The 26,184-nt window shown below is 57.3% G+C and carries 24 protein-coding genes; 14 read left to right on the forward strand and 10 right to left on the reverse strand.

Going from position 1 to position 26,184, the window contains the following annotated elements:
* A partial coding sequence (locus HA43_RS14735; protein WP_094111977.1) for a formimidoylglutamate deiminase occupies positions 1 to 1,132 on the reverse strand: 1,132 nt, incomplete at its 3' end.
* Between the two features lie 85 nt (positions 1,133 to 1,217).
* On the opposite strand from HA43_RS14735, the gene hutI reads away from it, so the two are divergent.
* Together hutI and hutG are read left to right on the forward strand one after the other, a co-directional pair.
* Positions 1,218 to 2,435, forward strand: coding sequence for an imidazolonepropionase (gene hutI / locus HA43_RS14740; RefSeq protein ID WP_094111978.1), 1,218 nt, complete (start codon positions 1,218 to 1,220; stop codon positions 2,433 to 2,435).
* The gene (gene hutG, locus HA43_RS14745) at positions 2,432 to 3,217 is read left to right on the forward strand and encodes an N-formylglutamate deformylase (protein ID WP_094111979.1); all 786 of its coding nucleotides are present in this window, start codon (positions 2,432 to 2,434) and stop codon (positions 3,215 to 3,217) included. The genes hutI and hutG overlap by 4 nt, the downstream gene beginning before the upstream one ends.
* 4 nt (positions 3,218 to 3,221) lie before the next feature.
* On the opposite strand, the gene HA43_RS14750 is transcribed toward hutG, so the two are convergent.
* On the reverse strand, positions 3,222 to 3,848 hold the full coding sequence (locus tag HA43_RS14750; protein WP_071669021.1) for a flavin reductase family protein: 627 nt from the start codon (positions 3,846 to 3,848) through the stop codon (positions 3,222 to 3,224).
* 161 nt (positions 3,849 to 4,009) lie between these two features.
* Between HA43_RS14750 and rlmF the strand changes: the two genes are divergently transcribed.
* Positions 4,010 to 4,933, forward strand: coding sequence for a 23S rRNA (adenine(1618)-N(6))-methyltransferase RlmF (rlmF, locus tag HA43_RS14755; RefSeq protein WP_039383403.1), 924 nt, complete (start codon positions 4,010 to 4,012; stop codon positions 4,931 to 4,933).
* Between the two features lie 65 nt (positions 4,934 to 4,998).
* Here the strand turns inward: rlmF and glnQ are convergent, their stop codons facing one another.
* The 5 genes from glnQ to rhtA form a co-directional block, all read right to left on the reverse strand.
* Complete coding sequence (gene glnQ / locus HA43_RS14760; protein WP_039383405.1) at positions 4,999 to 5,721, reverse strand: glutamine ABC transporter ATP-binding protein GlnQ; 723 nt, start codon at positions 5,719 to 5,721, stop codon at positions 4,999 to 5,001.
* Positions 5,718 to 6,377: a glutamine ABC transporter permease GlnP gene (gene glnP / locus HA43_RS14765; protein WP_039383407.1), complete on the reverse strand. Its 660-nt coding sequence runs from the start codon at positions 6,375 to 6,377 to the stop codon at positions 5,718 to 5,720. Before glnP ends, glnQ begins: the two co-directional genes overlap by 4 nt.
* Positions 6,378 to 6,463: 86 nt before the next feature.
* On the reverse strand, positions 6,464 to 7,210 hold the full coding sequence (gene glnH / locus HA43_RS14770) for a glutamine ABC transporter substrate-binding protein GlnH (protein ID WP_094111980.1): 747 nt from the start codon (positions 7,208 to 7,210) through the stop codon (positions 6,464 to 6,466).
* A gap of 306 nt (positions 7,211 to 7,516) precedes the next feature.
* Positions 7,517 to 8,020 (reverse strand): DNA starvation/stationary phase protection protein Dps, encoded by a 504-nt coding sequence (gene dps, locus HA43_RS14775; RefSeq protein WP_039383410.1) that lies wholly within the window; start codon positions 8,018 to 8,020, stop codon positions 7,517 to 7,519.
* Positions 8,021 to 8,325: 305 nt separating this feature from the next.
* Entirely contained in the window at positions 8,326 to 9,216 is an 891-nt protein-coding gene (gene rhtA / locus HA43_RS14780; protein ID WP_094111981.1) for a threonine/homoserine exporter RhtA, read from the reverse strand.
* Positions 9,217 to 9,585: 369 nt separating this feature from the next.
* Here rhtA and ompX point away from each other — a divergent pair, with 369 nt between their 5' ends.
* Positions 9,586 to 10,098: an outer membrane protein OmpX gene (gene ompX / locus HA43_RS14785; RefSeq protein ID WP_094111982.1), complete on the forward strand. Its 513-nt coding sequence runs from the start codon at positions 9,586 to 9,588 to the stop codon at positions 10,096 to 10,098.
* A 139-nt stretch (positions 10,099 to 10,237) separates the two neighbouring features.
* Here ompX and HA43_RS14790 read toward each other — a convergent pair whose 3' ends face one another.
* Positions 10,238 to 10,429, reverse strand: a complete 192-nt coding sequence (locus HA43_RS14790) for a hypothetical protein (RefSeq protein ID WP_071669023.1) — start codon at positions 10,427 to 10,429, stop codon at positions 10,238 to 10,240.
* A gap of 224 nt (positions 10,430 to 10,653) precedes the next feature.
* Here HA43_RS14790 and mntR point away from each other — a divergent pair, with 224 nt between their 5' ends.
* The 8 genes from mntR (at position 10,654) to HA43_RS14830 (ending at position 21,042) form a co-directional block, all read left to right on the forward strand.
* Positions 10,654 to 11,112, forward strand: a complete 459-nt coding sequence (gene mntR, locus HA43_RS14795) for a manganese-binding transcriptional regulator MntR (RefSeq protein WP_039383416.1) — start codon at positions 10,654 to 10,656, stop codon at positions 11,110 to 11,112.
* Between the two features lie 21 nt (positions 11,113 to 11,133).
* Positions 11,134 to 12,243, forward strand: a complete 1,110-nt coding sequence (locus HA43_RS14800) for an SLC13 family permease (RefSeq protein WP_094111983.1) — start codon at positions 11,134 to 11,136, stop codon at positions 12,241 to 12,243.
* A gap of 161 nt (positions 12,244 to 12,404) precedes the next feature.
* Positions 12,405 to 13,556: an HlyD family secretion protein gene (locus HA43_RS14805; RefSeq protein WP_071669024.1), complete on the forward strand. Its 1,152-nt coding sequence runs from the start codon at positions 12,405 to 12,407 to the stop codon at positions 13,554 to 13,556.
* On the forward strand, positions 13,553 to 15,121 hold the full coding sequence (locus tag HA43_RS14810; protein WP_071669025.1) for a DHA2 family efflux MFS transporter permease subunit: 1,569 nt from the start codon (positions 13,553 to 13,555) through the stop codon (positions 15,119 to 15,121). The genes HA43_RS14805 and HA43_RS14810 overlap by 4 nt, the downstream gene beginning before the upstream one ends.
* A 1-nt stretch (position 15,122) precedes the next feature.
* Positions 15,123 to 16,637, forward strand: coding sequence for an efflux transporter outer membrane subunit (locus tag HA43_RS14815; RefSeq protein WP_071669026.1), 1,515 nt, complete (start codon positions 15,123 to 15,125; stop codon positions 16,635 to 16,637).
* Positions 16,638 to 16,879: 242 nt separating this feature from the next.
* Positions 16,880 to 18,358: a sugar porter family MFS transporter gene (locus HA43_RS14820; protein WP_094111984.1), complete on the forward strand. Its 1,479-nt coding sequence runs from the start codon at positions 16,880 to 16,882 to the stop codon at positions 18,356 to 18,358.
* Positions 18,359 to 18,763: 405 nt separating this feature from the next.
* Positions 18,764 to 19,165, forward strand: a complete 402-nt coding sequence (locus tag HA43_RS14825) for an H-NS family histone-like protein (RefSeq protein ID WP_039383432.1) — start codon at positions 18,764 to 18,766, stop codon at positions 19,163 to 19,165.
* A 284-nt stretch (positions 19,166 to 19,449) separates the two neighbouring features.
* Positions 19,450 to 21,042, forward strand: a complete 1,593-nt coding sequence (locus HA43_RS14830; RefSeq protein WP_039383434.1) for an ABC-F family ATPase — start codon at positions 19,450 to 19,452, stop codon at positions 21,040 to 21,042.
* 55 nt (positions 21,043 to 21,097) lie between these two features.
* Here the strand turns inward: HA43_RS14830 and moeB are convergent, their stop codons facing one another.
* Together moeB and moeA are read right to left on the reverse strand one after the other, a co-directional pair.
* A complete protein-coding gene (gene moeB, locus HA43_RS14835; RefSeq protein ID WP_094111985.1) occupies positions 21,098 to 21,853 on the reverse strand; it encodes a molybdopterin-synthase adenylyltransferase MoeB in 756 nt (251 codons plus the stop codon).
* Positions 21,853 to 23,088 carry a molybdopterin molybdotransferase MoeA gene (gene moeA / locus HA43_RS14840; protein ID WP_094111986.1) on the reverse strand — a complete coding sequence of 412 codons (1,236 nt, stop codon included), beginning with the start codon at positions 23,086 to 23,088 and terminating at the stop codon, positions 21,853 to 21,855. Before moeA ends, moeB begins: the two co-directional genes overlap by 1 nt.
* A gap of 284 nt (positions 23,089 to 23,372) precedes the next feature.
* Here moeA and HA43_RS14845 point away from each other — a divergent pair, with 284 nt between their 5' ends.
* Together HA43_RS14845 and HA43_RS14850 are read left to right on the forward strand one after the other, a co-directional pair.
* Complete coding sequence (locus HA43_RS14845) at positions 23,373 to 24,323, forward strand: isoaspartyl peptidase/L-asparaginase family protein (protein WP_094111987.1); 951 nt, start codon at positions 23,373 to 23,375, stop codon at positions 24,321 to 24,323.
* 12 nt (positions 24,324 to 24,335) lie between these two features.
* Entirely contained in the window at positions 24,336 to 26,171 is a 1,836-nt protein-coding gene (locus HA43_RS14850; protein WP_094111988.1) for a dipeptide ABC transporter ATP-binding protein, read from the forward strand.
* Positions 26,172 to 26,184 lie beyond the last annotated feature (13 nt).

The raw sequence follows: 26,184 nt of genomic DNA on the forward strand, positions 1-26,184 counted from the left end.
CGCCGCTGCGGATGCCGCACGCCTGAGCGCCTCCGGCCGCAGCCTGCTGCCACAGCAGATCGCCTACCGACGGCTGCTGCGGCAGCGCCAGACGGTTGCGCCGCCTGTCGCGCAGCCGCTGCCCGTACTCCAGCCAGCGCAGCTCCTCACGGGCGCTGACCGAGACGTGGCTGTCAGAGCCGATCCCCCAGCGTCCGCCCCGGGCAATATAGGTACTCGCCGGAAAAATACCGTCGCCGAGGTTGGCTTCAGTCGTCGGGCATAATCCCGCAACGGCACCGCTGGCGGCGAGCTGCTGCAGCTCGCTCTCATCCGGATGGGTGGCGTGGATCAGGCACCAGCGTGCATCAACGTTAAAGCGGCGCATCAGCCAGGCGATGGGACGCTCACCGCTCCACGCCAGGCTGTCGCTGACCTCTTTTTCCTGCTCGGCAATGTGGATATGGACCGGCAGATCGCCCGGCGCTGCGGCCAGCACGTCGTGCATCTGCGCTTCGCTGACCGCGCGCAGCGAATGAAAACAGACGCCGTAGTTCAGCAGCGGTTTATCTGCGCAGATCGCGGCCACGCGCTGCAGCTGCTGCAGATAAGCGCCGGTCTGCTGGATAAAACGGCGCTGTCCGGCGCTGGCGGGCTGTGCGCCAAAACTGCTGTAGCTGTAAAGCACCGGCAGCAGCGTCTGGCCGATGCCGGTGCGCTCAGCGGCCAGCATCAGCTGCTGCAGCATGGCATCATCCGGATAGGGCTGGCCCTGCGGATCGTGATGCAGATAGTGAAACTCAGCAACCTGACTGTAGCCCCCTTTCAGCAGCTCAATATAGAGCCAGGTCGCAATGTCGCCCACCTGCTGCGGCGTCAGCCGCGCTACCATGCGATACATCAGCTCGCGCCAGGTCCAGAAGCTGTCCTGCGGATCGCCCGCCACCTCAGCCAGTCCCGCCATCGCGCGCTGAAAAGCGTGCGAGTGCAGGTTGGTCATGGCGGGAATGACGGCCCCCGCCAGCGGTATAGCAGCGCCCGGCGCGCTCTCTGGCGTAACGCGGGTGATAAAACCGGCGTCGCTGACCTCCAGCGTCACGTGGCTGTGCCAGCCATCTGCCAGCTGAGCGCGCGGGGCAAAATAGGTGGTCATGGTTGATCCTTCAGGCTGGAAAGTTGTATATACATATACATACTTTAACCGGGCGTGTAAATCGCCCGTACGCAGGGAACAGGGCATGAGAGACGCGAAGCAGATCGACAGCCTGTGGCTGGGCGCAGATATCGTTACGCTGCGCGACGGGCGCTACAACATCATCACCGATGGCGCGCTGGCCGTGGATAACGGCGTACTGATATGGGTCGGAGCGCGCAGTGAACTGCCGGCATTTGCGCCGCGTCAGCGTCATCTGTTCAGCGGCGGCATCATCACGCCGGGGCTGGTGGATTGCCATACGCATCTGTTGTTCGCCGGCGATCGCAGCGCGGAATTTGAGCAGCGTCTCAACGGTGCCAGCTATGCAGAAATTGCTGCGCAGGGCGGCGGTATTCTCGCCACGGTACGCGCCACGCGGTCCGCCTCACAGGAGGCGCTGGTGGCGTCAGCGCGCGGGCGGCTGGCGCATCTGCTGGCGGAGGGCGTCACCACGGTAGAAATCAAATCGGGTTACGGGCTTGATGAAGAGAGCGAACTGAAAATGCTGCGGGCCATACGCCAGCTGGCAGCCGGCGTGCCGGCTGATGTCATCGCAACCTGCCTGGCCGCACATGCGATCCCGCCGGCGTTTCACGCCAATCCGCAGGGCTGGATCGATATTATCTGCCAGCGGCTGCTGCCGCGGGTAAAAGAGGAGGGGCTGGCGGATGCGGTGGATGCGTTCTGTGAACATCTGGCGCTGTCGCCTGCGCAGGTCAGCGCGGTGTTTGATGCGGCGCGCGCGCTGGATCTGCCGGTCAAACTGCACGCTGAGCAGCTCTCGGCGCAGGGCGGGGCGGCGCTGGCCGCACGCTATGGCGCGCTCTCCGCTGACCATCTGGAGTACGCCAGCGAGGAGGATGTCCGCGCGATGGCAGAGCATGGCACCGTTGCTGTGCTGCTGCCGGGAGCATTCTATCTGCTGCGCGAAACGCAGCGGCCACCGGTCGCGCTGTTCCGCCGCTACGGCGTCCCGATGGCGCTCGCCAGCGATGCTAATCCAGGGACATCACCCGCGCTTTCACTGCGGCTGATGATGAATATGGGCTGTACGCTGTTTGGCATGACGCCGGAGGAGGCGCTGGCGGGGGTGACGCTGTGGGGGGCGAAAGCGCTGGGTCTGCAGCAGACGCACGGCTCACTGGAGGCGGGCAAAGTCGCCAGCTTTGTTCACTGGCCGCTGACGCGTCCGGGCGAGCTGGCTTACTGGCTGGGCGGCGAATTGCCGTGCCGGGTTATCTATCGTGGAGAAGCACAATGAGCTTTGATTTTATACCGGGCAGGCTGCCGCTGCTGATCTCAATACCGCATGCCGGTACGCAGCTTACGCCGGAGGTTGAGGCGGGGCTGAGCGACGCGGCACGCCCGCTGCCGGACACCGACTGGCATCTGCCGCAGCTGTACGATTTTGCGCAGGATATTGGCGCCAGCGTGCTGACCGGACGCTATTCCCGTTTCGTTATCGATCTCAACCGGCCGCCTGACGACCGGCCGCTCTATACCACCGCCACTACCGGACTCTGGCCAGAGACGCTGTTTGACGGCACGCCGGTGTTCAGACCGGGCATGACGCCGGATCGGGCGACGCGTCAGCGCTATCTGCAGACCCTCTGGCAGCCCTATCATCAGCAGCTGCAGCAGGAGCTGGCGCGCCTGAAAGCGCAATATGGCTATGCGCTGCTGTTTGATGCGCACTCTATCGCTTCACGGGTGCCCCGGCTGTTCAGCGGCGTGTTGCCCGATCTGAACCTGGGAACCAGTGATGGCGCCAGCTGCTCAGCGGCGGTGAGCGACGCGCTGGGGCAGGTGTGTAAGGCTCAGCAGCGCTATAGCTGGGTGCTGAATGGCCGTTTTAAAGGCGGTTATATTACGCGCGCCTATGGTCAGCCGGCGCAGGGCGTCGAGGCGGTACAGCTGGAGCTGGCGCAGCACAACTATATGGATGAGTCGCTGACTTTTGCCTGGCAGCCAGCGCGCGCCTCACAGCTGCAGCCGGTGCTGCAGCAGCTGATCGGCGCGCTGCTGGCGGCAGGAAAGCGTTAAACGCTTACCGCTTACGCGCGTCCGGGCGGACCAGATCAAAACGCTGCGCCTCACTGATGCCGTAATAGGCAGAAGGCCCCCCGGCGCGCAGAATCGGCTGCGCTCTGGCGGTCTGGTAAATGCCATCCTCCAGCAGGGCCTCATCAATATGAATGGCGACCGCTTCACCCAGCACCAGCCAGCTCTCCAGCTCCCCGCCCTGCGCATCCTGCAGCCGGATCAGCTGCGTCAGGCGACACTCAAAGTTAACCGGGCTCTCTGCCACCATGCTGCAGTCGATATGGGAAGCGGCAACCGGCGTCAGGCCCGCGAGCGCGAACTCATCGCTGCTGACCGAGGCGGAGCTTTCGTTCATCGCTTCCGCCAGCGGACGCGTGGCCAGATTCCAGACAAACACCTTGCTTTCGCTGATGTTCTGCACGCTGTCTTTCCAGCCGCTGCTGGCAAAGCCGATGATCGGAGGCTGGTAATTAAAACAGTTAAAAAAGCTGTACGGCGCAAGATTATCCTGGCCGCTGCCGCTCCGGGAGCTGATCCAGCCAATCGGACGCGGACCGATAATGGCGTTCAGCGGATCGTGGGGCAGGCCGTGTCCGGTCCGGGGCTGGTAACTGTAGCGATGGCGCGTCATAAAAACTCCTGAGTCAGGGTGAAGGCACGTCGCGGCAGGCGGCGTGCATTGCAGGAAAAGGGTTCGCAGAGAGTCTGGTGTAAACGTAAAATTGCGGTAAGCGGATTGTGCGCTGGCGGCAGCCGGAGTATCTTACGCCCGCCTTACTTTCCGGAGAGACTATGAATAAGCCAGCCGCCAGTGCGCCCTTTCATCCGCGTAATCGCCATCAGGGGCGTTACGATTTTCCTGCGCTGATTGCCGCGCATCCGCCGCTTGCGCCGAAGGTTCGTCCTAACGGTCATGGCGAGCAGTCGATCGATTTCGCCGATCCGCAGGCGGTAATGCTGCTTAATCAGGCGCTGCTGAAGCTCTTTTATAACCTTAACTGGCAGCTGCCGGAAGGGTATCTGACGCCGCCGGTACCGGGGCGAGCTGATTACGTTCACGCGCTGGCCGATCTGCTGGCGGGTGATAACGGCGGGGCGATCCCGCGCGATCTGGACGTCATGGATATTGGCTGCGGCGCCAACTGCATTTATCCCCTGATTGGCCACGCCGAGTATGGCTGGCGTTTTACCGGTACGGATACCAGCGCTGAGGCGATTACCGCCGCCAGCCAGATTGTAGCGGGCAATCCCGGCCTGCAGCGTGCGGTACGTCTGCGTCGTCAGAAACAGCCGCAGGCGATTTTCAGCGGCGTGATCCATAAAAATGAGCGCTACCATGCCGTGATGTGCAATCCGCCGTTTCACGCATCGGCAGCTGATGCTGCAGCGGGCAGCCAGCGCAAAGTACGCAATCTGGGACTGAAGCAGAACGCGCCGCTCAATTTTGGCGGTCAGCAGACTGAGCTGTGGTGTGAGGGGGGCGAGCTGGCGTTTATCGGCAGAATGATCGATGAGAGCGTCGCGCAGGGCAGCAGCATTGTCTGGTTTACATCGCTGGTTTCGCGAAAAGAGAACTTACCGGCGCTGCGCGACCGGCTTGCGGCGGAGGCCTGTGAGGTGCGCATCGTCAATATGGCGCAGGGTCAGAAACAGAGCCGCTTCCTCGCCTGGAGCTTTATGACGCCCGCCACCCGCGCGCAGCGGATGAAGCGCTAAGCGTATCACCCGATAAAAAGGCCGCCCGGTTACCCGGTGCGGCCTTATTCAGCGCGCGCAGCGCGTCAGGAAACGTGCTGCAGGAACTCGCGCAGACGTTCGCTTGGCGGCGCGGTAATCAGGGTATCCGGATCGCCATCTTCCGCAATCGTACCTTTATCAATGAAGATCAGGCGCGACGCGACTTTCTGTGCAAACCCCACTTCATGCGTGACGATCACCATCGTCATGCCTTCCTCGGCCAGATCCTGCATCACTTTCAGAACTTCATGACGCAGCTCCGGATCGAGCGCGGACGTCGGCTCATCAAACAGCATCATTTTTGGCTTCACGGCCAGCGCCCGCGCAATGGCCACGCGCTGCTGCTGACCGCCGGAGAGTTCAGCCGGAAAATGATGCGCCCGTTCCGCCAGACCCACTTTGCCCAGCAGCTCGCGCGCCAGCCTGTGGGCCTCCTCTTTTTTCGCGCCGCGGACGCGAATCGGACCAAAGGCGACGTTATCCAGCGCGCTCATCTGCGGAAACAGATGAAACTGCTGAAACACCATACCCGCTTCCTGACGGATCAGCCGCTCATCAACTTTCGGATCGTTGACTTTCATGCCGTCCACAATCAGTTCGCCGCTGGTGATCTCTTCCAGTTTGTTGATACAGCGCAATAGCGTGGATTTACCGGAGCCGGAAGGACCGATAATCACCACCACTTCGCCCTGATTAATTTTCAGATTGATGTCGTGCAGAACCTGCGTCTGACCGAAATTTTTAGAGACGTTTTTAAATTCAATCACAGGATTTTCACCCTTTTCTCAATACGGCGCAGCACAAAGCTCAACACCAGCGTAATAATCAGATAGATAATGGCAACCGCGCTCCAGATCTCCAGCGCACGGAAGTTACCGGCAATAATCTCCTGGCCCTGTCGCGTCAGTTCCGCCACGCCGATAACAATAAACAGCGACGTATCTTTAATACTGACAATCCACTGGTTGCCCAGCGGCGGGAGCATACGGCGCAGGGCCAGCGGCATAATCACATAGCGCAGGGTCTCGCGGCGTGACAGGCCCAGTGCCAGTCCCGCTTCGCGAAAGCCTTTGTTGATAGAGAGCACGGCGCCGCGCGTAATCTCAGCAATATAGGCGCCTGAGTTGATCATGATGGTGACGACTGCCGCCGTGAAAGGATCGATGCGCAGATCGGGAAAAGCCATTGGCAGCGCAAAGTAAATAAACATGACCTGCACAACAATGGGCGTGCCGCGGATCAGCTCAATAAATACCAGCGCGACGTTATTGGTGATCCAGCCACCGTAGGCGCGGGCAAAGCCAGCTACCAGGCCGATAATCAGGCCGCCTATCAGGCCAAGAACGGAAATCAGCAGGGTCATTTTGGCGCCTTCGATCAGAATCGGCAGGGCTGGCCAGATGACGCTCCAGTCAAACTCCATGGTGTTACTCCGGAATATGTTGCAATGGAAAAGGTAAAAGCAGGGCGCAAAGGGCGCCCTGCTGCATAAGCCCGCTTATGCAGGCATTATTTTGGCTCAGTACCGAACCATTTTTTATAGATTGTGTTGTACGTACCGTTGTCGCGCAGCGTTTTCAGCGCGCCGTTGATTTTGTCACGCAGTTCATCACTGCCTTTTGGCAGCGCCACACCATACTGCTGAGCTTCAATCGACTCGCCGACCGCTTTGAAACGACCTTTGCCGGCGGTGTTGATAAAGTAGAGAATATTCGGCGTATCGTGCAGCACGGCGTCGGCGCGATTGGTTCCCAGCTCCATATAGGCGTTATCGATATTCGGGAACTGACGCAAATCTTTGGTCTTGATATGCGCTTTGGCGTAGTCCACTGAACCGGTTCCGCTTTTTACCGCAACGGTTTTGCCGTTGAGATCGTCGATGCCTTTAATGTCATTTTCGTTATTACGTACCATCACCAGCAGACCGCTTTTATAGTAGCCATCAGAAAAGTCGATAGCTTTTTTACGTTCGTCAGTAATGGTAATACCGGCCAGCGCCAGATCGACATTTTTGGTTTGCAGAGCCGGAATAATACCGCTGAAATCCATTGGCTTCAGGGTGTAATCAAGCTTCAGCTCTTTTGCCACCGCATCCCAGAGGTCGATATCAAAACCCACATATTTGTCGCCCTGCTTAAACTCAAAAGGAACAAATGCGGTGTCGGTTGCGACAATCAGTTTTTTATCTGCGGCAGTAGAAGAAAGAGAAAAGGCCAGCGCCAGCGCGGCCACAGAGACGTTAAACAGAGACTTCATCATTTTATCCTTTATTGCTCTGCAGACCTGATGGTCTGCACTACGGCTGTCATATGAAAAAATTATGCCAACTTTAATAACAGCCCGAAATTACCGGCAGCAGGGCTGTCAGCTGACACGATTTTGCAGAAAAATGAGCATTTGCACCGTTTGTGGGCACTATTATGGTGCATGCGACATTTTTGGTGCAGCCACAGTGTGCATCAGGATAATCACAAGGAAAGGGTGGGATGAAAGAAGTGTTAACGGGGTCAAAAAAGCGGGGCTGAAGCAATAAAAAAAGGCGGGTTAACCCGCCTCTGATAATTATTCAATATTCGCTTCGATAAACCACAGGAACTTGTCGAGGTCACGGGACGCTGCGGTAAAGATATCGGCAGTATCTTCATCTTTGACTTCGGTGATCGCTTTGCGGGTATCGTTAGCCACAATGGCGTAGCGATCGGCCAGCGCTTTCAGGTGATCCTGAACGCTGTGAATGTTCAGCGGATAGCTCTGCAGCGGCGTTTTATCATTCACGACCTGCGTGGTACCCAGCGCTACGCCACCCAGCTGGATCACGCGCTCAGCGATGGTGTCCTGATGTTCGGTGATAGCAGCACGGAAACCATCCAGCATCTCATGCACGCCAATAAAGTTTGCGCCACGCATGTTCCAGTGCGCCTGTTTGGTGATCAGGGACAGGTCAATGAATTCCACAACCAGACGGTTGAGCACCTCAATGGTGGCTTTCTTTTCGCTGTCAGCCACATCATTGCGGGTGTAAATCAGATCGGAAGCGTTGTTTTTAACCAGTTTTGCGGTACTCATCATTTATGTCCTCTAATTGATGTTGTCCTAATCAAGCACGGAAATAAGTATAGCAGCTGTTATAAAATATGCTGAAGCGATCTGGCCGATAGCAGAGATAGATAAAGACGTCATACAGCGTTGCGGATGCAATCATGAATTAAGTAATCATAATCAATGGTTTATTATATAGGTCTTAAAGATGTTATCTGTGTGACAAAATAATAACGGCCCGGCGATGCAATAACGGAATGATAATGATTCCGGATGCCGGCGCAGCCTGCTGAAATAACAGGCTGCGATAGACAGCGTTAATTAAGCGTAACTCAGGCGACTTCTTTCAGACGGGCTTTCTGGCGCATGGTCAGCGTGGTGCCTGCCGACGCGGCGATAATCGCCAGCAGTCCTGACCACTGCGGTAGGGTAAGCTGTTCACCCAGAAACAGCATGCCGGAAAGGGCCGCGACAGCCGGTTCGAGGCTCATCAGGGTGCCAAAGATCCGCGCCGGCAGGCGGGTCATGGCAATCATCTCCAGTGAATAGGGAATTGCGCTGGAGAGCAGGGCGATCAGCAGCGCCAGCGGCAGGATCTCCCAGTGCCAGATGCCGGGGGAGGCAAACAGCAGTCCCAGCGGCACGAAGATAACAGAAGCGATAAGCGAGCCCATTGCCACCGTTGCCGGGCCGTGCTCCGCGCCGGCACGCTGTCCGGAGAGGATATAGATTGCCCAGCAGACGCCGGCACCTACTGCCAGCAGTGCGCCGAGCGGATCAATATGGCTGATGCCGTCACCGATTGGCAGCAGAAACCAGAGCCCGGCGACTGCCAGCGCTATCCAGAGAAAATCAAGCAGGCGGCGCGCGCCTGCCAGCGCCAGCGCCAGCGGACCGAGAAACTCCAGCGCCACGCCCACACCCAGCGGGATTGTCCGCAGGGCGAGGTAAAACAGAAAGTTCATACAGCCGAGCGCCAGGCCGTAAATCAGCAGGGGTTTACGCTGCGCCGGAGTAAAGTGCAAACGCCAGGGTTTGAAAAAGAGACAAAGCAGCAGCGTACCGAGTCCGAGACGCAGCGCAGTGATGCCGGGCGCACCCGCGACGTCAAACAGCGATTTTGCCAGCGAGGCGCCACCCTGCAGCGACATCATAGCGAAGAGCAAAATCACAATGGGCAGCCATACGGGAAAGCTATTTTTACGAGAAAGAGGCGCAGACATCCTGTTGTCGATTCCGGAAATGAGGGGTGAGCGAAGGAGAGTAGCTTAAAGCAATTGCAGGCTGACGGGAAAAAATAAGGCCAGTTTCGCTTCAGAAAATGGCTAAAAAAGAGCCGTTTACAGGGCCAATTTTGTAAAGAATTGTCAGATTACTTTAGGAATTTACTTAAAGGCATTTTTTGTTTGCAGAATTATTGAACTAAAAATGAAGGTATTTTATAAGTAAAATGAATGACATAGGAAACTTCATTAACTTTCTGTTACACCAAACAATCTCTTGGACAACAAAATCCGGGCAGAGTTTCTCCCTAACTTTTGTTATATTTTTAGCGTTGTCAGGAGAGAAGTATTTTCACATTTGAGGTGGTTATGAAAAAAATTGCATGTCTTTCAGCACTGGCTTGTGTACTGGCAGTTTCTGCTGGCTCAGCCATGGCACAGAGCACCGTTTCTGGCGGTTACGCACAGAGCGATTATCAGGGCGTTGCTAACAAAGCTAACGGCTTCAACCTGAAATACCGCTACGAAGACGGTTCAAACCCACTGGGCTGGATCGGTTCTTTCACCTACACCGAAAAAGATCGTACTGAAGATGGCGTTTACAACAAAGGCCAGTACTACGGCTTCACCGGCGGCCCGGCTTACCGTCTGAACGACTGGGCGAGCATCTACGGCGTTGTAGGTATCGGCTACGGTAAATTCCAGCAGAACGAATCTGCCGGTCAGTCTAAATCTGACAGCAGCGACGTAGGCATCGCTTACGGCGCAGGTATGCAGTTCAACCCAATTGAAAACGTTGCACTGGACGTGGGCTACGAGCAGAGCCGCATCCGCAACGTTGACGTAGGCACCTGGATCGCTGGCGTCGGCTATAGCTTCTAAGTTTAGCTTAGACCAGAGTTGCACATGAAACGGTCCCGCAGGGGGCCGTTTTTTTTTTGCCTGAAGAGGGTGCCGGTGCAGCAGAGCAGAAAGACAAAAACCCGCCATCGGGCGGGTTAAGCAGTAGCCTTGCGGGCTTTCAGCCGCGCCAGATAATCTGGTTGCACGGGCGTTCGCACTTTTTGCCTGCGAGCTTTTCCAGCAGCATCAGGCGGAGCGCAAAGGGCGAGCGGCTGAACAGGCAGAGCAGCGATTTGATATCAAAAGCGGGCTTGCGCTGAGCGGCTTGCGGGCATTTGCCGCAATCAAGGCAGTTTTTCAGGGTGCTCATCTTCACCTCCCCATGAATAACAGATGATGCGTAAGCGCTGGTGCGTACCGGACATTGCTGCCTTTTCACGCTTTTCGCTTACATCATGTACAAAGATAGCATTGGCTATACTCTTTAGCCAACACTATTCATGAAAAATTTGTGCTTATTTGCGCCTGGTTTACAATGAGCGCAGCCAGTCCGCACGGCTGGTAAGGTGCGGCAGATAATAAAGAGGAAGCTTAATGAGTCGTCGTGCGAAAAATGCCATCAATACCCCTCAGGGGCCGCTTAAGGATATTGAGGAGCATGTTGAAGGCTTTCGTCAGGTGCGCGAAGCTCATCGTCGTGAATTGATTGATGATTACGTCGAGCTGATCTCCGATCTCATTCGTGAATTTGGTGAGGCGCGTCAGGTGGATATGGCGGCGCGCCTTGGCGTATCGCAGCCTACCGTGGCAAAAATGCTGAAGCGCCTGAGCACCACCGGCCTGGTAGAGCAGGTGCCCTATCGTGGCGTCTTCCTGACGCCGGAAGGTGAAAAACTCGCAGAGGCGAGCCGCGTTCGCCACCATATCGTTGAAACGTTTTTGCTGGCATTAGGCGTCAGCCCGGAGACCGCACGCCGCGACTCTGAAGGGCTGGAGCATCACGTCAGCGACGAAACCCTGGCCGTCTTTCAGAAATTTTATGAGAATCGCTAACTTATAAGGCCTGCCGCTATCATGCCCATCGTGCTTCGATCCTTAATGCGTGACCGTATTTTGCATTTGTTGTTACTGCTGGGTGTGATACTGCTGCCGCTGGCAGAGTATCGCTGGTCGCAGCTGCCGGCTTCTGTCGACTGGCAGACCATCATGACGCTGACCGGCCTGCTGATGCTGACGAAAGGGCTGGAGAACAGCGGTTATTTTGACGTACTGGGCGCTCGCCTGATTCAGCGCTTTCAGCATGAACGTGCGCTGGCGCTGTTTATGGTCTGCGCCGCCGCGCTGCTTTCAACCTTTCTGACCAACGATGTCGCGCTATTTATTCTGGTGCCGCTGACGCTGACGCTGCGCAAATTTTCCCATCTGCCGGTCTCGCGGCTCATTATCTTTGAAGCACTGGCGGTTAACGCCGGCTCGCTACTGACCCCGGTCGGCAATCCGCAAAATATCCTGCTGTGGAGTCACGGCTCGCTGAGCGTGGGCGGATTCATCCTGCAGATGCTGCCGCTGGCAGCTGTGCTGATGATAACGCTGGTCGCGCTGACCTGGTGGAGCTTTCCGGCGCAGCACATAGATAAACACAGTGACGCCGGGTCGCAGCAGTGGAGCCGGCGCCTGTTCAGCGTCAGCCTGCTGCTCTATATCGTATTTATCGTGGCGCTGGAGCTGAAGATGACGGGCTGGGCGCTGCTGCTGGTCGCCGCCTGCTTTTTGATCATGGCGCGAGGGGTGCTGGCCGCCATTGACTGGAGCCTGCTGCTGGTTTTTGTCGCGATGTTTATCGACGTCTTTTTGCTCATGCATCTGCCTGCGCTGCAGCCGTGGTTTGCCCGTATCGGGCAGCTGGGGGAGGGCGGTATCTATTTACTGGCTATCGGCCTGTCGCAGTTTATCAGTAATGTCCCGGCCACTATCCTGCTGCTGCAAAAAACCGATCCCTCTGTGGTGCTTGCCTGGGCGGTGAATATTGGCGGCTTTGGCCTGCTGCCGGGATCGCTGGCGAACCTGATTGCGCTGCGCATGGCGCAGGATAAAAAAGTCTGGTGGCGTTTTCATCTCTTCTCACTGCCGATGCTGGCGTGGTCAATGCTGTGCGGCTGGCTGCTGCTGCAGTGGCTTCACTGAGTGCGGGCGCTGGCTCTTCAGCGCCTTAGCCACCGCTGTGGCATAACGTGCCGCCCGTCTCTGCTTATGTAAAGTTACACTGGAATTTGTCAATTTATTATCTAATGTTAAGTTGACCGTTTATGCCCGGGGATCGGGCTTTCAGCCAGTGATGACAAATTATGAGCGAAAATCAGCAGCAGGACCCGCAGAAGCCGTCAGATAACGACAACGATCCGCAGCAGGACAACAGCCAGCAGCAGCAGGACAAAAACAGGGATGACGATCAGCCGCGTAAGCGTCCCGGTAAAAAGCCGCTGATTATTCTCGCGATTGTTGTGGTGATTATGCTGATAGTGGGGTTCTGGTTCTGGTTTACCACCCGCAATATTGAAACCACCGATGACGCCTTTACGGAAGGTAACGCCGTTACCGTGGCACCTAAAGCCTCAGGCTACGTGGTGCAGCTGCTGGTAAAAGATAACCAGCGGGTAAAAAAAGGCGATCTGCTGGTGGTGATCGATCCGCGCGACAGTGCTGCACAGCGCGATCAGGCAAAAGCACAGCTGGGGCTGGCTCAGGCTCAGCTGCATCAGGCGCAGGCGCAGCTGGCGCTGTCGCGCGTGCAGTATCCGGCGCAGCGCGATCAGGCGCTGGCGCAGCAGGCGAGCGCGCAGGCGAACTTACTTAATGCGCAGGCGGATTACCGCCGGCAGCGCGGCGTGGATCCCCGCGCCACGTCTCAGCGTAATATCGATACCGCCGCGGCGCAGCTGCGCTCAGCGGAAGCGCAGCTGCAGAGTGCTAAAGCGCAGGTTGAGGTCGCCTCACAGGTCAAACTGCAGATCCGGCAACAGGAAACAAATGTGGAAGCGCGCCAGCAGCAGGTGGAACAGGCGCAGGCGCAGCTTAATACCGCAGAGCTCAATCTCTCTTACACCGAAGTGCGTGCCCCTTACGACGGTTTTGTCACCAAACGTAACGTGCAGCTCGGCACGCTGGTGCAGGCGGGCTCAGCCCTGTTTTCGCTGGTGTCACCTGATATCTGGATTACCGCTAACTTCAAAGAGTCACAGCTGGCGCGCATGAATCCGGGTGACAAAGTTGAGATCAGCGTGGACGCATGGCCTGATATGAAACTGCACGGCCACGTCGACAGCATTCAGATGGGGTCAGGCTCACGTTTCTCCGCCTTCCCGTCGGAGAACGCTACCGGTAACTATGTGAAAATTGTGCAGCGCGTCCCGGTTAAAATCGTTATCGATAGCGGACTGGATCCGGCTCATCCGCTGCCGCTTGGACTCTCGGTAGAGCCTGAGGTGACGGTAGAATGAGTGCAGGCGAGAGCTGGCGCCCGGCCAGCAACCCCTGGCTGGTCGCCATCACGGTCACGCTGGCGGTGTTCATGGAGATCCTGGACACCACCATCGTAAACGTTGCGCTGCCGCATATTGCGGGTTCGCTCTCCTCCAGCTATGACGAATCCACCTGGGTACTCACCTCCTACCTGGTTGCGAATGGCATTGTGCTGCCGATCTCCGCCTTCTTCAGCCGCTTATTTGGCCGCAAGCAGTTCTTCCTGATCTGTATTGTGATGTTCACTATCTGCTCATTTCTCTGCGGCATTGCCACCGAGCTGTGGCAAATCATTCTGTTTCGCGTGCTGCAGGGCTTTTTTGGCGGCGGCCTGCAGCCGGTTCAGCAATCGGTACTGCTCGACTACTTCAAGCCGGCCGATCGCGGTAAAGCCTTTGGCCTCTCTTCAATTGCGATTATCGTAGCACCGGTGATTGGCCCGACGCTGGGCGGCTGGATCACCGACAATTACAGCTGGCGCTGGGTCTTCTTTATTAATATTCCGGTAGGGATTTTAACCGTGCTGGCGATTTACCAGCTGCTTGAAGATCCGCCGTGGGAGCGCAAGTGGGATAAAGGCCGGCTGAAAATTGACTATATCGGCATCAGCCTGATCACGCTTGGCCTTGGCTGTCTGCAGGTGTTTCTCGATCGCGGTGAAGATGAAGACTGGTTCGCTTCGCACTTTATTCGTCTGTTCGCCATGCTGGCCGCGGTGGGGCTGGTGGGCGCGGTCTACTGGCTGCTCTATGCGCGTAAGCCGGTCGTGGATATCCGCGTGATGAAAGATCGCAACTTCTGGGTCGCCGGTCTGCTGATGGCCGGTATGGCTATGATCCTCTACGGCAGCTCAGTGGTGCTGCCGCAGCTGGCGCAGCAGGATCTGGGGTATACCGCCACCTGGTCAGGACTGGTGCTGTCGCCCGGAGCCGTATTGATCGTGCTGACCATTCCGCTGGTACTGAAGCTGATGCCAGTTGTGCAGACTCGCTATATTATCGCCTTCGGCTTCAGCTGCCTGGCGCTGGCCTTTTTTTACTCCAGTACGCTGACGCCGGACGTGGATTTTAAAACCCTGGTGATGATGCGCAGCGCGCAATCTATCGGGCTGGGCTTTCTGTTTGTTCCGCTTACCACCATTGCGTTTGTCACCATCCCGCAGAAGCTTAACGCCGATGCGTCCGCGCTGTTTACCATGTTTCGTAACGTGGCCGGCTCTATCGGTATCTCACTGGCAACCGCCGGGATCACCGAGCGTGAACAGGTGCGTTCCGCGCACATGGTGCATAACATGTCGCCGCTGAATGAGCAGTTCAACCTGACACTGCAGCAGTGGGCTCAGGCGATCCGCGATTTTACGCAGGTAGCTGGCGATCCGCTGCAGCTTGCCGCGGGTCAGCTCTATCAGGAGATGATCGCTCAGGCGCGCATTCTGGCCTATATCGACGTGTTCACGGGACTGAGCATCGTCGCCATGATACTGATCCCTCTATGTTGGTTACTTTCGCCGATTAAGAGCGAAGGTAGTGCAGGAGCACACTAAAATGAGAACCTTTTCGCGCGTTGCGCTGCCGCTGACGCTGCTGCTGGCGGGCTGTGCCGTCGGCCCCGACTATCAGCCCCCGCGCCCGCAGACGCCCGGCAGCTTTCGCGCACTGTCGTCACAGGAAACCTCTAAGCCACTGGCCGCCGCACCCAACCCGCTCTGGTGGCGCAGCTTTAACGATCCGCAGCTCAATAGCCTGATCGATCGCGCCATCAGCGGTAACCTCTCGCTGCAGCAGGCGGTGTTACGCATCGCCGGTGCGCGGCAGCAGCTGGCGCAGGCGCGCGGGGGGCTGTTTCCCGCGCTGAATGGCTCAGCTAAAGTCACGCGCCAGCAGCTGGGCCTGAAAGGTCTGCTGAAATCCAACGGCGTATACGATCGGGTGGATGATGATATCGCCGGACAGCTGGATGGACTGAACCACTCCGTAACGCTCTATCAGGGCAGCTTTGATGCCAGCTGGGAGCTGGATATCTGGGGCAAGGTACGCCGGCAGATGGAGGCCGCCGATGCGCAGCAGCAGGCGGCTGTCGCACAGCGTGACGACGTGCTGATTTCAGTGGAAGCTGAAGTGGCGCGCGCCTATCTGCAGCTGCGCGGGGCGCAGGCGGTGCTGGCTACGCTGCAGACGCAGATAAAGGTGGCGCAGGAGACCTGGGAGCTGACGCAAAGCCAGCAGCAAAACGGGCTGGCACCGGCGACAAATGTGGAAAATGCCCGCGCGCAGCTCGCCTCGCTTAATGCGCAGCTGCCGCAGTATGAGGCGCAGGCGCGGCAGGCGATGAACGGTCTGGCGGTCCTGCTCGGTAAAACGCCCGGTGCGCTGGATAGTGAGCTGATGACGGCGAAAGCGCTACCGGCTTTGCCAGGTCTGGTACCGGTAGGGATCCCGGCGACGCTGGCGCGCCGGCGGCCCGATATTCGTCAGGCTGAGGCCACGCTTCATGCGCAGACCGCCAATATTGGCGTCTCGGTTGCCAGCCTCTTCCCGGATCTCTCCCTGACGGGGCAGCTCGGGGTCAGGAACACCGACGCCAGCTACCTTGATGACTGGAGCAGCCACTTTTTTAGCATCGGTCCGTCACTCTCTATTCCGATCTTCCAGGGCGGACGGCTGGTTTCCAGCGTGAAGCTGGCGCGGGCACAGCAGGCCAGCGCCGCGCTGGATTACCGGCAGACAGTGCTGACGGCGCTGCAGGATGTGGAGAATGCGCTGGTCAGCTACCGGGCGGATCAGCAGCAGGTTACCGCGCTGGATGAAACCACCGGCGCACTGCAGCGGACATTCGACCTGGCCAGCGACAGCTACCGGCAGGGCCTGACGACCTTTCTTGACGTGCTGGATGCGCAGCGGCAGCTGGCGCAGGCAAAAGCACAGTCGGTTCAGGCGCGTACGCAAAGCGCGCTCGATCTGGTCGCGCTCTATAAAGCGCTGGGCGGCGGCTGGGAAAATTATCAGCAGGTGACTCTGCCAGATTATGCAGTATTTGGTCCGGCCACGCAGGTCAACTGACCCCCGGGTCGTCCTGCCACCGGGACGACCTGATAATTGAAATAAATGTTCCTTTTTATGTAAGGATTAAATTTTGAGCGTATTGTCGCTGACATAAAAAGAGATTCACGCTGAGTTTATGTGATTGGTATCTGATTTCCTGGCATCAGTTATGATGAACATGGCAAAACTAAAATTTCATATTTAATTTTTATGGCAAAAATACTCTATTTTTGATGCATCTTTCAGAAATGGAGTTAGTTATGCCTCGTGAAACCTGGCTTACCCTCAATAAAGCCTCAGGGCCGAACAGTAATACGCGTACTGAACCCTTTGTTAAAGTTATTGCGGCCGTTGCCACCCTCGGCGGACTGCTGTTCGGCTATGACACCGGCGTTATCTCCGGCGCACTGCTATTCATGGGGGATGATATACATCTGACGCCATTAACCACCGGCCTTGTCACCAGCAGCCTGCTGTTTGGTGCGGCATTTGGTGCGCTGATATCGGGGCATTTTGCCGCAGCGGTCGGGCGGAGAAAAATCATTCTGGTACTGGCAACCATTTTTGCGGCCGGCGCGCTGGGCACGGCGCTGGCGCCGGATGCTGAATGGATGATTTTCTTCCGCCTGATCCTCGGGGTCGCCGTCGGCGGCGCGTCTGCCACCGTTCCGGTTTACATTGCGGAGATGGCACCTGCCAATAAACGCGGGCAGCTGGTCACAATGCAGGAGCTGATGATCGTCTCCGGCCAGATGCTGGCTTATATCTCCAATGCCGGGTTTCATGCCGCCTGGGGCGGTGAGAGTACCTGGCGCTGGATGCTGGCGGTGGCGACGCTGCCCGCAGTGCTGCTCTGGTTTGGCATGATGTTTATGCCGGATACGCCGCGCTGGTATGCCATGAAGGGGCGTCTGGCTGAAGCCCGCAGAGTCCTGGAGCGGACCCGCGCACGTGAGGACGTGGAGTGGGAGATGACCGAAATCACTGAGACGCTGGAAGAGGAGCAGCAGCAGCGCCCACGCCTGCGGGAGTTACGCCAGCCCTGGCTGCTGAAGCTCTTTTTCATCGGCACAGGCATAGCCGCTATTCAGCAGCTCACCGGCGTCAACACCATCATGTACTATGCGCCGGTAATGCTGAAAGCAGTCGGTATGGATGATAATGCGGCATTGGTTGCTACTATCGCCAATGGCGTTATCTCAGTGCTGATGACCTTTGCGGGGATCTGGCTGCTTGGGCGTATCGGACGCCGCCCCCTCGCGCTTATCGGACAGATAGGATGTACCGCCTGCCTGGTTCTGATCGGGGCCGTCAGCTACTTCATGCCGGAAACGGTAAACGGTCAGCCTGATATGCTGCGCAGCTATATGGTCCTGCTGGGCATGCTGCTGTTTTTAAGTTTTCAGCAGGGAGCGTTATCGCCGGTTACCTGGCTGCTCTTATCCGAAATTTTTCCGACGCGGCTGCGCGGTATATTTATGGGCGGGGCGGTATTTGCCATGTGGCTGACTAATTTTACTATCTCGTTACTGTTTCCGCTGCTGCTTGCATGGGTGGGGCTGTCAGGTGCCTTTTTTATTTTTGCCGCAGCCGGCTTGTTCGGAACGCTGTTTGTTTTCTGTTGCGTACCGGAAACCCGTAATCGTTCACTGGAGCAGATTGAACATTATCTGCGTGACTGGCTGACGGAAACATCGCCGCGTCAGGTAATGAGGCCATCGGCCCAGAAGGGTGGTTAAAAAAAAGATTTCTCTGATAAAACCGGCGCAGGCCGGTTTTTCTTTTTAGTCCGTCAGTCAGGTGAAGATCCACATCATTAAAACGCGCATTAAAAGTGAATAACGGATACATGATTAATTATTTTTACGCTTCGCCTGCAGGATGACACAAACTAAAATTTTGCTAACTACTTGTTTCGCTCGCGGGATTAGCAAATGAAATCGATATCAATGCAACAGCTGCCGGGAAACCTTATCAGTTTATTAACGCTTAATGTTAACCAGTGAGGGTTATCCTTACTGAACAATAACAATAAGCGAACCTGTTAAGAATAATCCGGTCTGCGAAATTAATTTATTTTTTTATTTGAATTGGGTAATCTTGCCGCTACAGTTTATTTATACCCCTTAAACAAGGACATTGTGATGAGTGACGCATTTAAAGTACTGAACAACATTCGCACATTACGTGCGCAGGCGCGTGAACTGCCACTGAGCGATCTGGAAGAGATTCTGGAAAAATTAACTGTCGTTGTGACTGAGCGTCGTGAAGAAGTTGAAGCTGAAGAAGCGCAAAACCGCGAAAAAGAAGAGAAGCTGTCTAAATATCGCGAAATGCTGCTGGCTGATGGCATCGATCCTAACGAATTACTGGGCGCACTTGAAACCGGTAAAAAACGCGCCAAGCGCGCACCGCGTCCGGCTAAATATACTTATACCGACGAAAACGGTGATGAAAAATCCTGGACCGGTCAGGGCCGCACGCCAGCAGCGATTAAAAAAGCGCTGGATGCCGGCAAGAGCCTGGACAGTTTCCTGATTAAATAAGCGACGCAATCCTTGTATATGGGAGCCGGGGGCATATTGCCCCCGGCTTTTTTTATTGGCTGACGTTTTAATTTGTGTAACAAACTGCGCTAACTGATAACGATGACGTAACGTCGGCAGGCGGGAAGCGTCTGCTGCCGGATGCCGGCAACACTATTTTGCGTCTGCTAACAATCCCTTTGCGTAAAAGCTGCGCCAACGCCAGGCGCAGACTGGCTCATATAGCCCATCTCTGGCATAATGCCCGCTGTTTTTTCATCCACCGTGTAACAAAGGTCAATGCCGTGTTAGTTTCCAGCAATATCACTATGCAGTTCGGCAGCAAGCCGCTGTTTGAAAATATCTCCGTTAAGTTTGGCGGGGGTAACCGTTACGGTTTAATCGGTGCAAACGGCAGCGGTAAATCGACCTTTATGAAAATACTGGGCGGCGATCTGGTGCCTACCAACGGCAATGTCTCACTCGATCCCAACGAGCGTATTGGTAAGCTTCGTCAGGATCAGTTTGCCTTTGAACAATATAGTGTGCTGGATACGGTCATAATGGGGCATCAGGAACTCTGGGCCGTAAAAGAAGAGCGCGATCGTATTTACGCCCTGCCAGAAATGAGTGAAGCAGAAGGCTACAAAGTTGCCGATCTCGAAGTCGCCTACGGTGAAATGGATGGATATAGCGCGGAATCCAGGGCCGGTGAGTTATTGCTGGGCGTCGGTATTCCGGTGGAGCAGCATTACGGGCCGATGAGCGAAATCGCACCGGGCTGGAAACTGCGTGTGCTGCTGGCGCAGGCGCTGTTCTCTAATCCCGATATTCTGCTGCTTGATGAGCCGACGAACAACCTGGATATTGATACTATCCGCTGGCTTGAGCAGGTGCTGAACGATCGTAACAGTACCATGATCATCATTTCGCATGACCGCCACTTTTTAAATATGGTCTGCACCCATATGGCGGATCTTGATTATGGTGAGCTGCGCGTTTATCCCGGTAATTATGATGAATATATGACCGCGGCGACGCAGGCGCGCGAACGTCTGCTGGCCGATAACGCGAAAAAGAAAGCGCAGATTGCTGACCTGCAATCTTTTGTCAGCCGCTTCAGTGCTAACGCCTCTAAATCCCGTCAGGCAACATCGCGCGCAAAACAGATTGATAAAATCAAACTGGATGAAGTCAAAGCCTCCAGTCGTCAGAACCCTTATATTCGCTTTGAGCAGGATAAGAAATTATTCCGTAATGCGCTGGAAGTTGAAGCGCTGACGAAAGGATTTGATAACGGCCCGCTCTTTAATAAGCTGAACCTGATGCTGGAAGTGGGCGAGAAGCTGGCAATTCTGGGTGCCAACGGTATCGGTAAATCCACGCTGCTGAAAACGCTGGTGGGCGAATTAACGCCAGACAGCGGCAGCGTTAAATGGTCTGAAAATGCGCGCATCGGCTATTACGCACAGGATCATGCCGAAGATTTTGCCGAAGACCTTAGCGTGTTCGACTGGATGAGCCAGTGGAAGCAGGATGGCGATGATGAACAGGCCGTGCGCAGCGTACTGGGCCGCTTACTGTTCAGCCATGATGACATCAAAAAACCAGCCAAAGTGCTGTCGGGTGGTGAGAAAGGGCGGATGCTGTTTGGCAAGCTGATGATGCAGAAGCCTAACATTCTGATTATGGATGAGCCGACCAACCACCTGGATATGGAATCGATCGAATCACTGAACATGGCGCTGGAGATGTATGAAGGCACGCTGATCTTTGTTTCACATGACCGTGAATTTGTCAGCTCGCTGGCGACGCGCGTGATGGAGATGAAAGGTGAGCGCATCGTTGACTTCACCGGTAACTACGAAGATTACCTGCGCAGTCAGGGCATTTCATAATCCTGCTCATTCTGTCTGCTTAACAGGCCGCCCGACCGGGCGGCCTGTTTGCATTTCAGGGGGCGCCACATACGTCACAGTGTGCGTCCTGCATCACTTTCATGCTGCGAAATTCAGCGCGCATTGCGTCATACATCAGCAGGCGAGAGCGGGCGGGTTCACCAAACGCGGTAAGCAGTTTCAGCGTCTCCATCGCCTGCATCGCGCCGATTACGCCCACCAGTGGGGCCATGACGCCAGCTTCCACGCAGCTCAGCGTCTGTTCGCCAAACAGGCGGCTGATACAGCGGTAACAGGGCTCGCCAGGCTGCCAGGTAAAAACGCTCAGCTGACCTTCCATGCGGATCGCCGCACCGGAAATCAGCGGGACTTTTTGCCGGAAACAGAGGCGGTTCAGCTGCTCACGCGTAGCCACATTATCTGTGCAGTCCAGCACCGCGTCATGCCGCGCAATCAGTGCGCTCAGCGTCGCATCGTCGGCCTGCACGTCACAGGTTTCAATAATGCAGTGCGGATTGATTGCCGCCAGCTGCGCGCGCGCTGATTCTACTTTGGGCTGGCCAATCGTCTCATCACGATGCAGGATCTGCCGCTGCAGATTGCTCAGGCTGACGGTATCAAAGTCGAGCAGCGTCAGATACCCCACGCCGGCGGAGGCGAGCCAGGGGGCAGCCGCGCATCCCAGCCCCCCCAGGCCGACGATCAGCACGCGTGACTCAGCGAGCTGCTCCTGTGCGGTAAAGTCGAAGCCGCGCAGGACAATTTGCCGGTTATAGCGCAGCATCTCTTCATGCGTCAGTTCGCGTGACATTACCCCTCCAGCAGGCTGTTAAAGGGCTCAACCTCAACCCATTCACCCGCTTCTGCCGTACCGCGTTCGCGCTCCAGCACAATAAAGCAGTCGGCCTGCGCAAACGAACTGAAAACGTGAGAGCCCTGTGCACCGGTGGAGCGCACCTCCAGCACACCTTCGCTGCTGCGGCTGAGCACGCCACGCTGAAAATCGAGGCGCCCCGGCGATTTTTTCAGGCGATCCAGCGTTCGCGCACGCTGGCGCAGCGGCATTGCCGGCGTTGTCTGGCCGCTCAGCCTGACCAGCAGCGGCTGCACCAGCTGATAAAAGGTCACGGCGGCGGAGACCGGATTGCCCGGCAGCCCGCAGAACAGGCTATTCGCCAGCTGGCCGAAAGCGAACGGTTTACCTGGCTTGATCGCCAGCTTCCAGAAGCTGACAGATCCGAGTTCGTTGAGGATCTCACGGGTAAAATCAGCTTCGCCCACGGAGACACCGCCGGTGCTGATGACCACATCAGCCTGGCTGTCTGCTGTGGTAAAGGCGTGACGCAGCGCGGCCGGGTCGTCCGCGATAACGCCGAGGTCGATGACGTCGCAGCCCAGCTTGCTGAGCATCAGAGAGACGGTAAGGCGATTGGTGTCATAAATCTGGCCCTCTGCCAGCGGTTCACCCACCGCCTGCAGCTCATCCCCGGTGGAGAATATCGCCACGCGCAGCCTGCGCCGTACCGTTACCCTGGCAATGCCCAGCGAGGCGAGCAGCGGCAGCTCAGCGGCACCCAGCCGCACCCCCGCTGCCAGAACCTGATGCCCGGCGCGAATATCTTCACCAATACGGCGGATATTCTGGCCTGCGCTTACCGGCGCCGTCATCACAATACCATCCGCGTGCTGCTCCGTTTGCTCCTGCATGACTACCGCGTCGCAGCCTGCCGGTATCGGAGCGCCGGTCATAATACGGATCGCGCTGCCTGCCGGCCATTCATCGTGCCAGGGAGAACCGGCAAAGGCTTTGCCCGCCACGGCAAGCGGCGCGCCAGCGCCGAGATCGCTCAGCCGTACCGCGTAGCCATCCATTGCGGAGTTATCAAATGAGGGGACATCCAGCGGTGAAACCACCGCCTCTGCGGTAATGCGCCCGGCAGCATTAGCCAGGCTAACCTGTTCAGTCCCGCTGACCGGTTGCAGCGGTTGCAGCATCATGTGCTGCGCCTCTTCCAGTGAAATTAAGCCTGCGGTGTTGGGTTCCATATCGCTCCCTGGCGGATAAATGTCAGATGTCACCTATTATGGGTTAAGGCGCTGGCGTAAGGCCAGACCCGATTGGCGCGGCCGCACAGATCGCGCGGTGAGCCGCCAATGGGGTCTGCCGGCAAAGGAAAAAGATATAAAGCCTGAGAAAAGGTTATGAGGGCTGATGCACTTTCTGCTTTACAAGCTGCCGGGTGCTTCCTATAGTCGAAAATTGTCTGAAAATGATGAAAACCATTCTAAATCAGTGTTTTTTCTGCTGATAATCCTGACAGGTGCAGCTAATGACCAGGGCAGTAATCGCTATCCACGGCGGCGCGGGCGCGCTTTCCCGCAGTACCATGAGCGCGGCGCGCGAGCAGCAATACCGGCAGCAGCTGCACGACATTGTCGCAGCGGGGCAGCAGATTCTGGCCGCGGGCGGCAGCGCGCTGGATGCGGTGACAGATGCGGTGCGGCGGCTGGAGGCGTGCCCGCTGTTTAATGCCGGACGGGGCGCGGTGTTCACTCATCAGGGCACACACGAGCTGGACGCCAGCATCATGGATGGCCGCACGCTGCAGGCGGGCGCAGTAGCGGGCGTCAGCCATATTGAACATCCGATCCTCGCCGCGCGTAAAGTGCTGGAGGCGAGTCCCCACGTGCTGCTGATCGGCGCCGGCGCAGAAGCCTTTGCCGTGGCGCAGGGGCTGGAACCTGTTGCCGCTGACTTTTTCTCAACGCCAGAACGCCTGGCGCAGCTGCTGCGCGTGCGCGACAGCAACACCACGCAGCTCGATCACGACGCGGCTGCTACGCCGCTGGATGAGGATCGCAAACTCGGCACCGTGGGTGCGGTGGCGCTGGATCTGCACGGCAATCTTGCCGCGGCGACTTCAACCGGTGGCATGACCAACAAGCAGGCTGGCCGCGTGGGCGACTCGCCGCTGATTGGCGCTGGCTGCTATGCCAGCAACGACAGCGTGGCTGTCTCCTGCACCGGTACCGGCGAAGTCTTTATGCGAACGCTGGCCGCTTATGATGTTGCGGCACAGATGAAATATGCAGGACGCTCGCTGCAGCAGGCGACCGCCAGCGTCATCCACGACACCATTCCGGAGCTGGAAGGCAGCGGCGGGCTGATTGCAGTTGATGCACAGGGTAACCTTGCACTGCCGTTTAACAGCGAAGGCATGTACCGGGGTTTTGCTTACGTTGAGGGTGCCGTTGAGGTGGCCATTTACCGCGACAGCTAAGGAGCAGGCAGAATGGAACAGCAACAGGTGCTGGCGGTACGCGATCTGTGCGTCACTTTTCAGCATGAAGAGAGTAAAACTGAAGCGGTGCGTCATCTTTCGCTCGATCTGCTGCGGGGAGAAACCCTGGCGCTGGTCGGGGAGTCTGGCTCAGGGAAATCAGTGACGTCACTGGCGCTGATGCGCCTGATTCAGCAGGCGGGCAGCGAGATCAGCGGTGAGATAAAGCTGCGCCGCCGAAACGGAGAGATCCTGGACGTCATGCGCGCGTCGCCCGGTCAGATGCGGCAGGTGCGCGGCGCTGACATGGCGATGATCTTTCAGGAGCCGATGACCTCGCTGAATCCGGTATTTACCGTGGGCGAACAGATTGCTGAGTCAGTACGACTACACCAGAAGATGAGCCATCAGCAGGCGCTCGCTGAAGCGCGGCGCATGCTGGATCTGGTACGCATTCCGGATGCGCACGCTATCCTGTCGCGTTATCCGCATCAGCTCTCTGGCGGGATGCGCCAGCGCGTCATGATTGCGATGGCGCTCTCCTGCCGGCCCGCACTGCTGATTGCCGATGAGCCAACGACGGCGCTGGATGTCACTATTCAGGCGCAGATCCTGCAGCTTATCCGCGTGCTGCAAAAAGAGATGCAGATGGGCGTGATTTTTATCACGCACGATATGGGCGTCGTCGCTGAAATGGCCGATCGCGTGCAGGTCATGTATCGCGGTGATGTTATCGAACAGGCGCCAGTGCAGCAGCTGTTTAACGCGCCGGCTCAGCCTTATACCCGCGCGCTGCTGGCAGCCGTGCCCCGGCTGGGCGCGATGAGCGGGCAGCCACTGCCGGCAAAATTTCCTCTGCTGAGCACCACCGGGCAGGAGGCGCCGGCTCTGCCGCAGGATACCGTGCGTCGCGATCGCCCGCCGGTGCTGCAGGTGCGCGACCTGACAACCCGCTTCGACCTGCGCAGCGGTCTCTTTAACCGGGTTACGCGCCGGGTACACGCGGTAGAGAAGGTGAGCTTTGATCTCTATGCCGGTGAGACGCTGGCGCTGGTCGGGGAGTCGGGATGCGGTAAATCGACCACCGGTCGTTCACTGCTGCGGCTGGTCGCCAGTCAGGGCGGCAGCATCACCTTTAACGGTCAGCGTATCGACGCGCTGCAGGGGAGCGCGCTGGCGGCGCTGCGGCGCGATATTCAGTTTATTTTTCAGGATCCCTACGCCTCGCTCGATCCGCGCCTCACGGTAGGCTTTTCTGTGATGGAGCCGCTGCTGGTCCATCGCGTGATGAGTCGCGCGCAGGCGGAGAAGCGCGTTGCCTGGCTGCTGGAGCGGGTAGGGCTGCAGCCGGAGCATGCGCAGCGCTACCCGCATGAGTTCTCAGGCGGCCAGCGGCAGCGCATCTGTATTGCGCGAGCGCTGGCGCTGAATCCCAAAGTGGTCATTGCGGATGAGTCCGTGTCAGCGCTGGATGTCTCGGTCCAGGCGCAGATTATCAATCTGATGCTGGATCTGCAGCGGGAAACCGGCATCGCTTTTCTGTTCATTTCGCATGATATGGCGGTGGTGGAGCGTATCAGCCACCGTGTAGCGGTGATGTATCTGGGGCAGATCGTTGAGACAGGACCGCGCCAGGCGGTGTTTGAGCAGCCGCGTCATCCTTATACCCGCAAACTGATGGCGGCCGTACCGGTGGCGGACCCGGCACACCGGCATCGCGAACGGGCGTTAATGGTTGATGAGATCCCCAGCGCCGTACGTCCGCTGGGGGATGAGCCGGACGTCGCGCCGCTGCTGGAGGTGGCGCCAGGACACTTTGTGGCACGCCATGCGATCGGTGGCGCCTGACGAATAACATAGC

Source organism: Pantoea eucrina (assembly GCF_002095385.1).
In the GTDB taxonomy this organism is placed as follows: domain Bacteria; phylum Pseudomonadota; class Gammaproteobacteria; order Enterobacterales; family Enterobacteriaceae; genus Pantoea; species Pantoea eucrina.

What these genes read in the sequence shown, in the direction of transcription:
- hutI (WP_094111978.1), top strand. Translation starts at nt 1,218, where the DNA reads ATGAGAGACGCGAAGCAGATCGACAGCCTGTGGCTGGGCGCAGATATC.
- hutG (WP_094111979.1), top strand. Translation starts at nt 2,432, where the DNA reads ATGAGCTTTGATTTTATACCGGGCAGGCTGCCGCTGCTGATCTCAATA.
- HA43_RS14750 (WP_071669021.1), bottom strand. Translation starts at nt 3,848, where the DNA reads ATGACGCGCCATCGCTACAGTTACCAGCCCCGGACCGGACACGGCCTG.
- rlmF (WP_039383403.1), top strand. Translation starts at nt 4,010, where the DNA reads ATGAATAAGCCAGCCGCCAGTGCGCCCTTTCATCCGCGTAATCGCCAT.
- glnP (WP_039383407.1), bottom strand. Translation starts at nt 6,377, where the DNA reads ATGGAGTTTGACTGGAGCGTCATCTGGCCAGCCCTGCCGATTCTGATC.
- glnH (WP_094111980.1), bottom strand. Translation starts at nt 7,210, where the DNA reads ATGAAGTCTCTGTTTAACGTCTCTGTGGCCGCGCTGGCGCTGGCCTTT.
- dps (WP_039383410.1), bottom strand. Translation starts at nt 8,020, where the DNA reads ATGAGTACCGCAAAACTGGTTAAAAACAACGCTTCCGATCTGATTTAC.
- rhtA (WP_094111981.1), bottom strand. Translation starts at nt 9,216, where the DNA reads ATGTCTGCGCCTCTTTCTCGTAAAAATAGCTTTCCCGTATGGCTGCCC.
- ompX (WP_094111982.1), top strand. Translation starts at nt 9,586, where the DNA reads ATGAAAAAAATTGCATGTCTTTCAGCACTGGCTTGTGTACTGGCAGTT.
- HA43_RS14790 (WP_071669023.1), bottom strand. Translation starts at nt 10,429, where the DNA reads ATGAGCACCCTGAAAAACTGCCTTGATTGCGGCAAATGCCCGCAAGCC.
- mntR (WP_039383416.1), top strand. Translation starts at nt 10,654, where the DNA reads ATGAGTCGTCGTGCGAAAAATGCCATCAATACCCCTCAGGGGCCGCTT.
- HA43_RS14800 (WP_094111983.1), top strand. Translation starts at nt 11,134, where the DNA reads ATGCCCATCGTGCTTCGATCCTTAATGCGTGACCGTATTTTGCATTTG.
- HA43_RS14805 (WP_071669024.1), top strand. Translation starts at nt 12,405, where the DNA reads ATGAGCGAAAATCAGCAGCAGGACCCGCAGAAGCCGTCAGATAACGAC.
- HA43_RS14810 (WP_071669025.1), top strand. Translation starts at nt 13,553, where the DNA reads ATGAGTGCAGGCGAGAGCTGGCGCCCGGCCAGCAACCCCTGGCTGGTC.
- HA43_RS14815 (WP_071669026.1), top strand. Translation starts at nt 15,123, where the DNA reads ATGAGAACCTTTTCGCGCGTTGCGCTGCCGCTGACGCTGCTGCTGGCG.
- HA43_RS14820 (WP_094111984.1), top strand. Translation starts at nt 16,880, where the DNA reads ATGCCTCGTGAAACCTGGCTTACCCTCAATAAAGCCTCAGGGCCGAAC.
- HA43_RS14825 (WP_039383432.1), top strand. Translation starts at nt 18,764, where the DNA reads ATGAGTGACGCATTTAAAGTACTGAACAACATTCGCACATTACGTGCG.
- moeB (WP_094111985.1), bottom strand. Translation starts at nt 21,853, where the DNA reads ATGTCACGCGAACTGACGCATGAAGAGATGCTGCGCTATAACCGGCAA.
- moeA (WP_094111986.1), bottom strand. Translation starts at nt 23,088, where the DNA reads ATGGAACCCAACACCGCAGGCTTAATTTCACTGGAAGAGGCGCAGCAC.
- HA43_RS14845 (WP_094111987.1), top strand. Translation starts at nt 23,373, where the DNA reads ATGACCAGGGCAGTAATCGCTATCCACGGCGGCGCGGGCGCGCTTTCC.
- HA43_RS14850 (WP_094111988.1), top strand. Translation starts at nt 24,336, where the DNA reads ATGGAACAGCAACAGGTGCTGGCGGTACGCGATCTGTGCGTCACTTTT.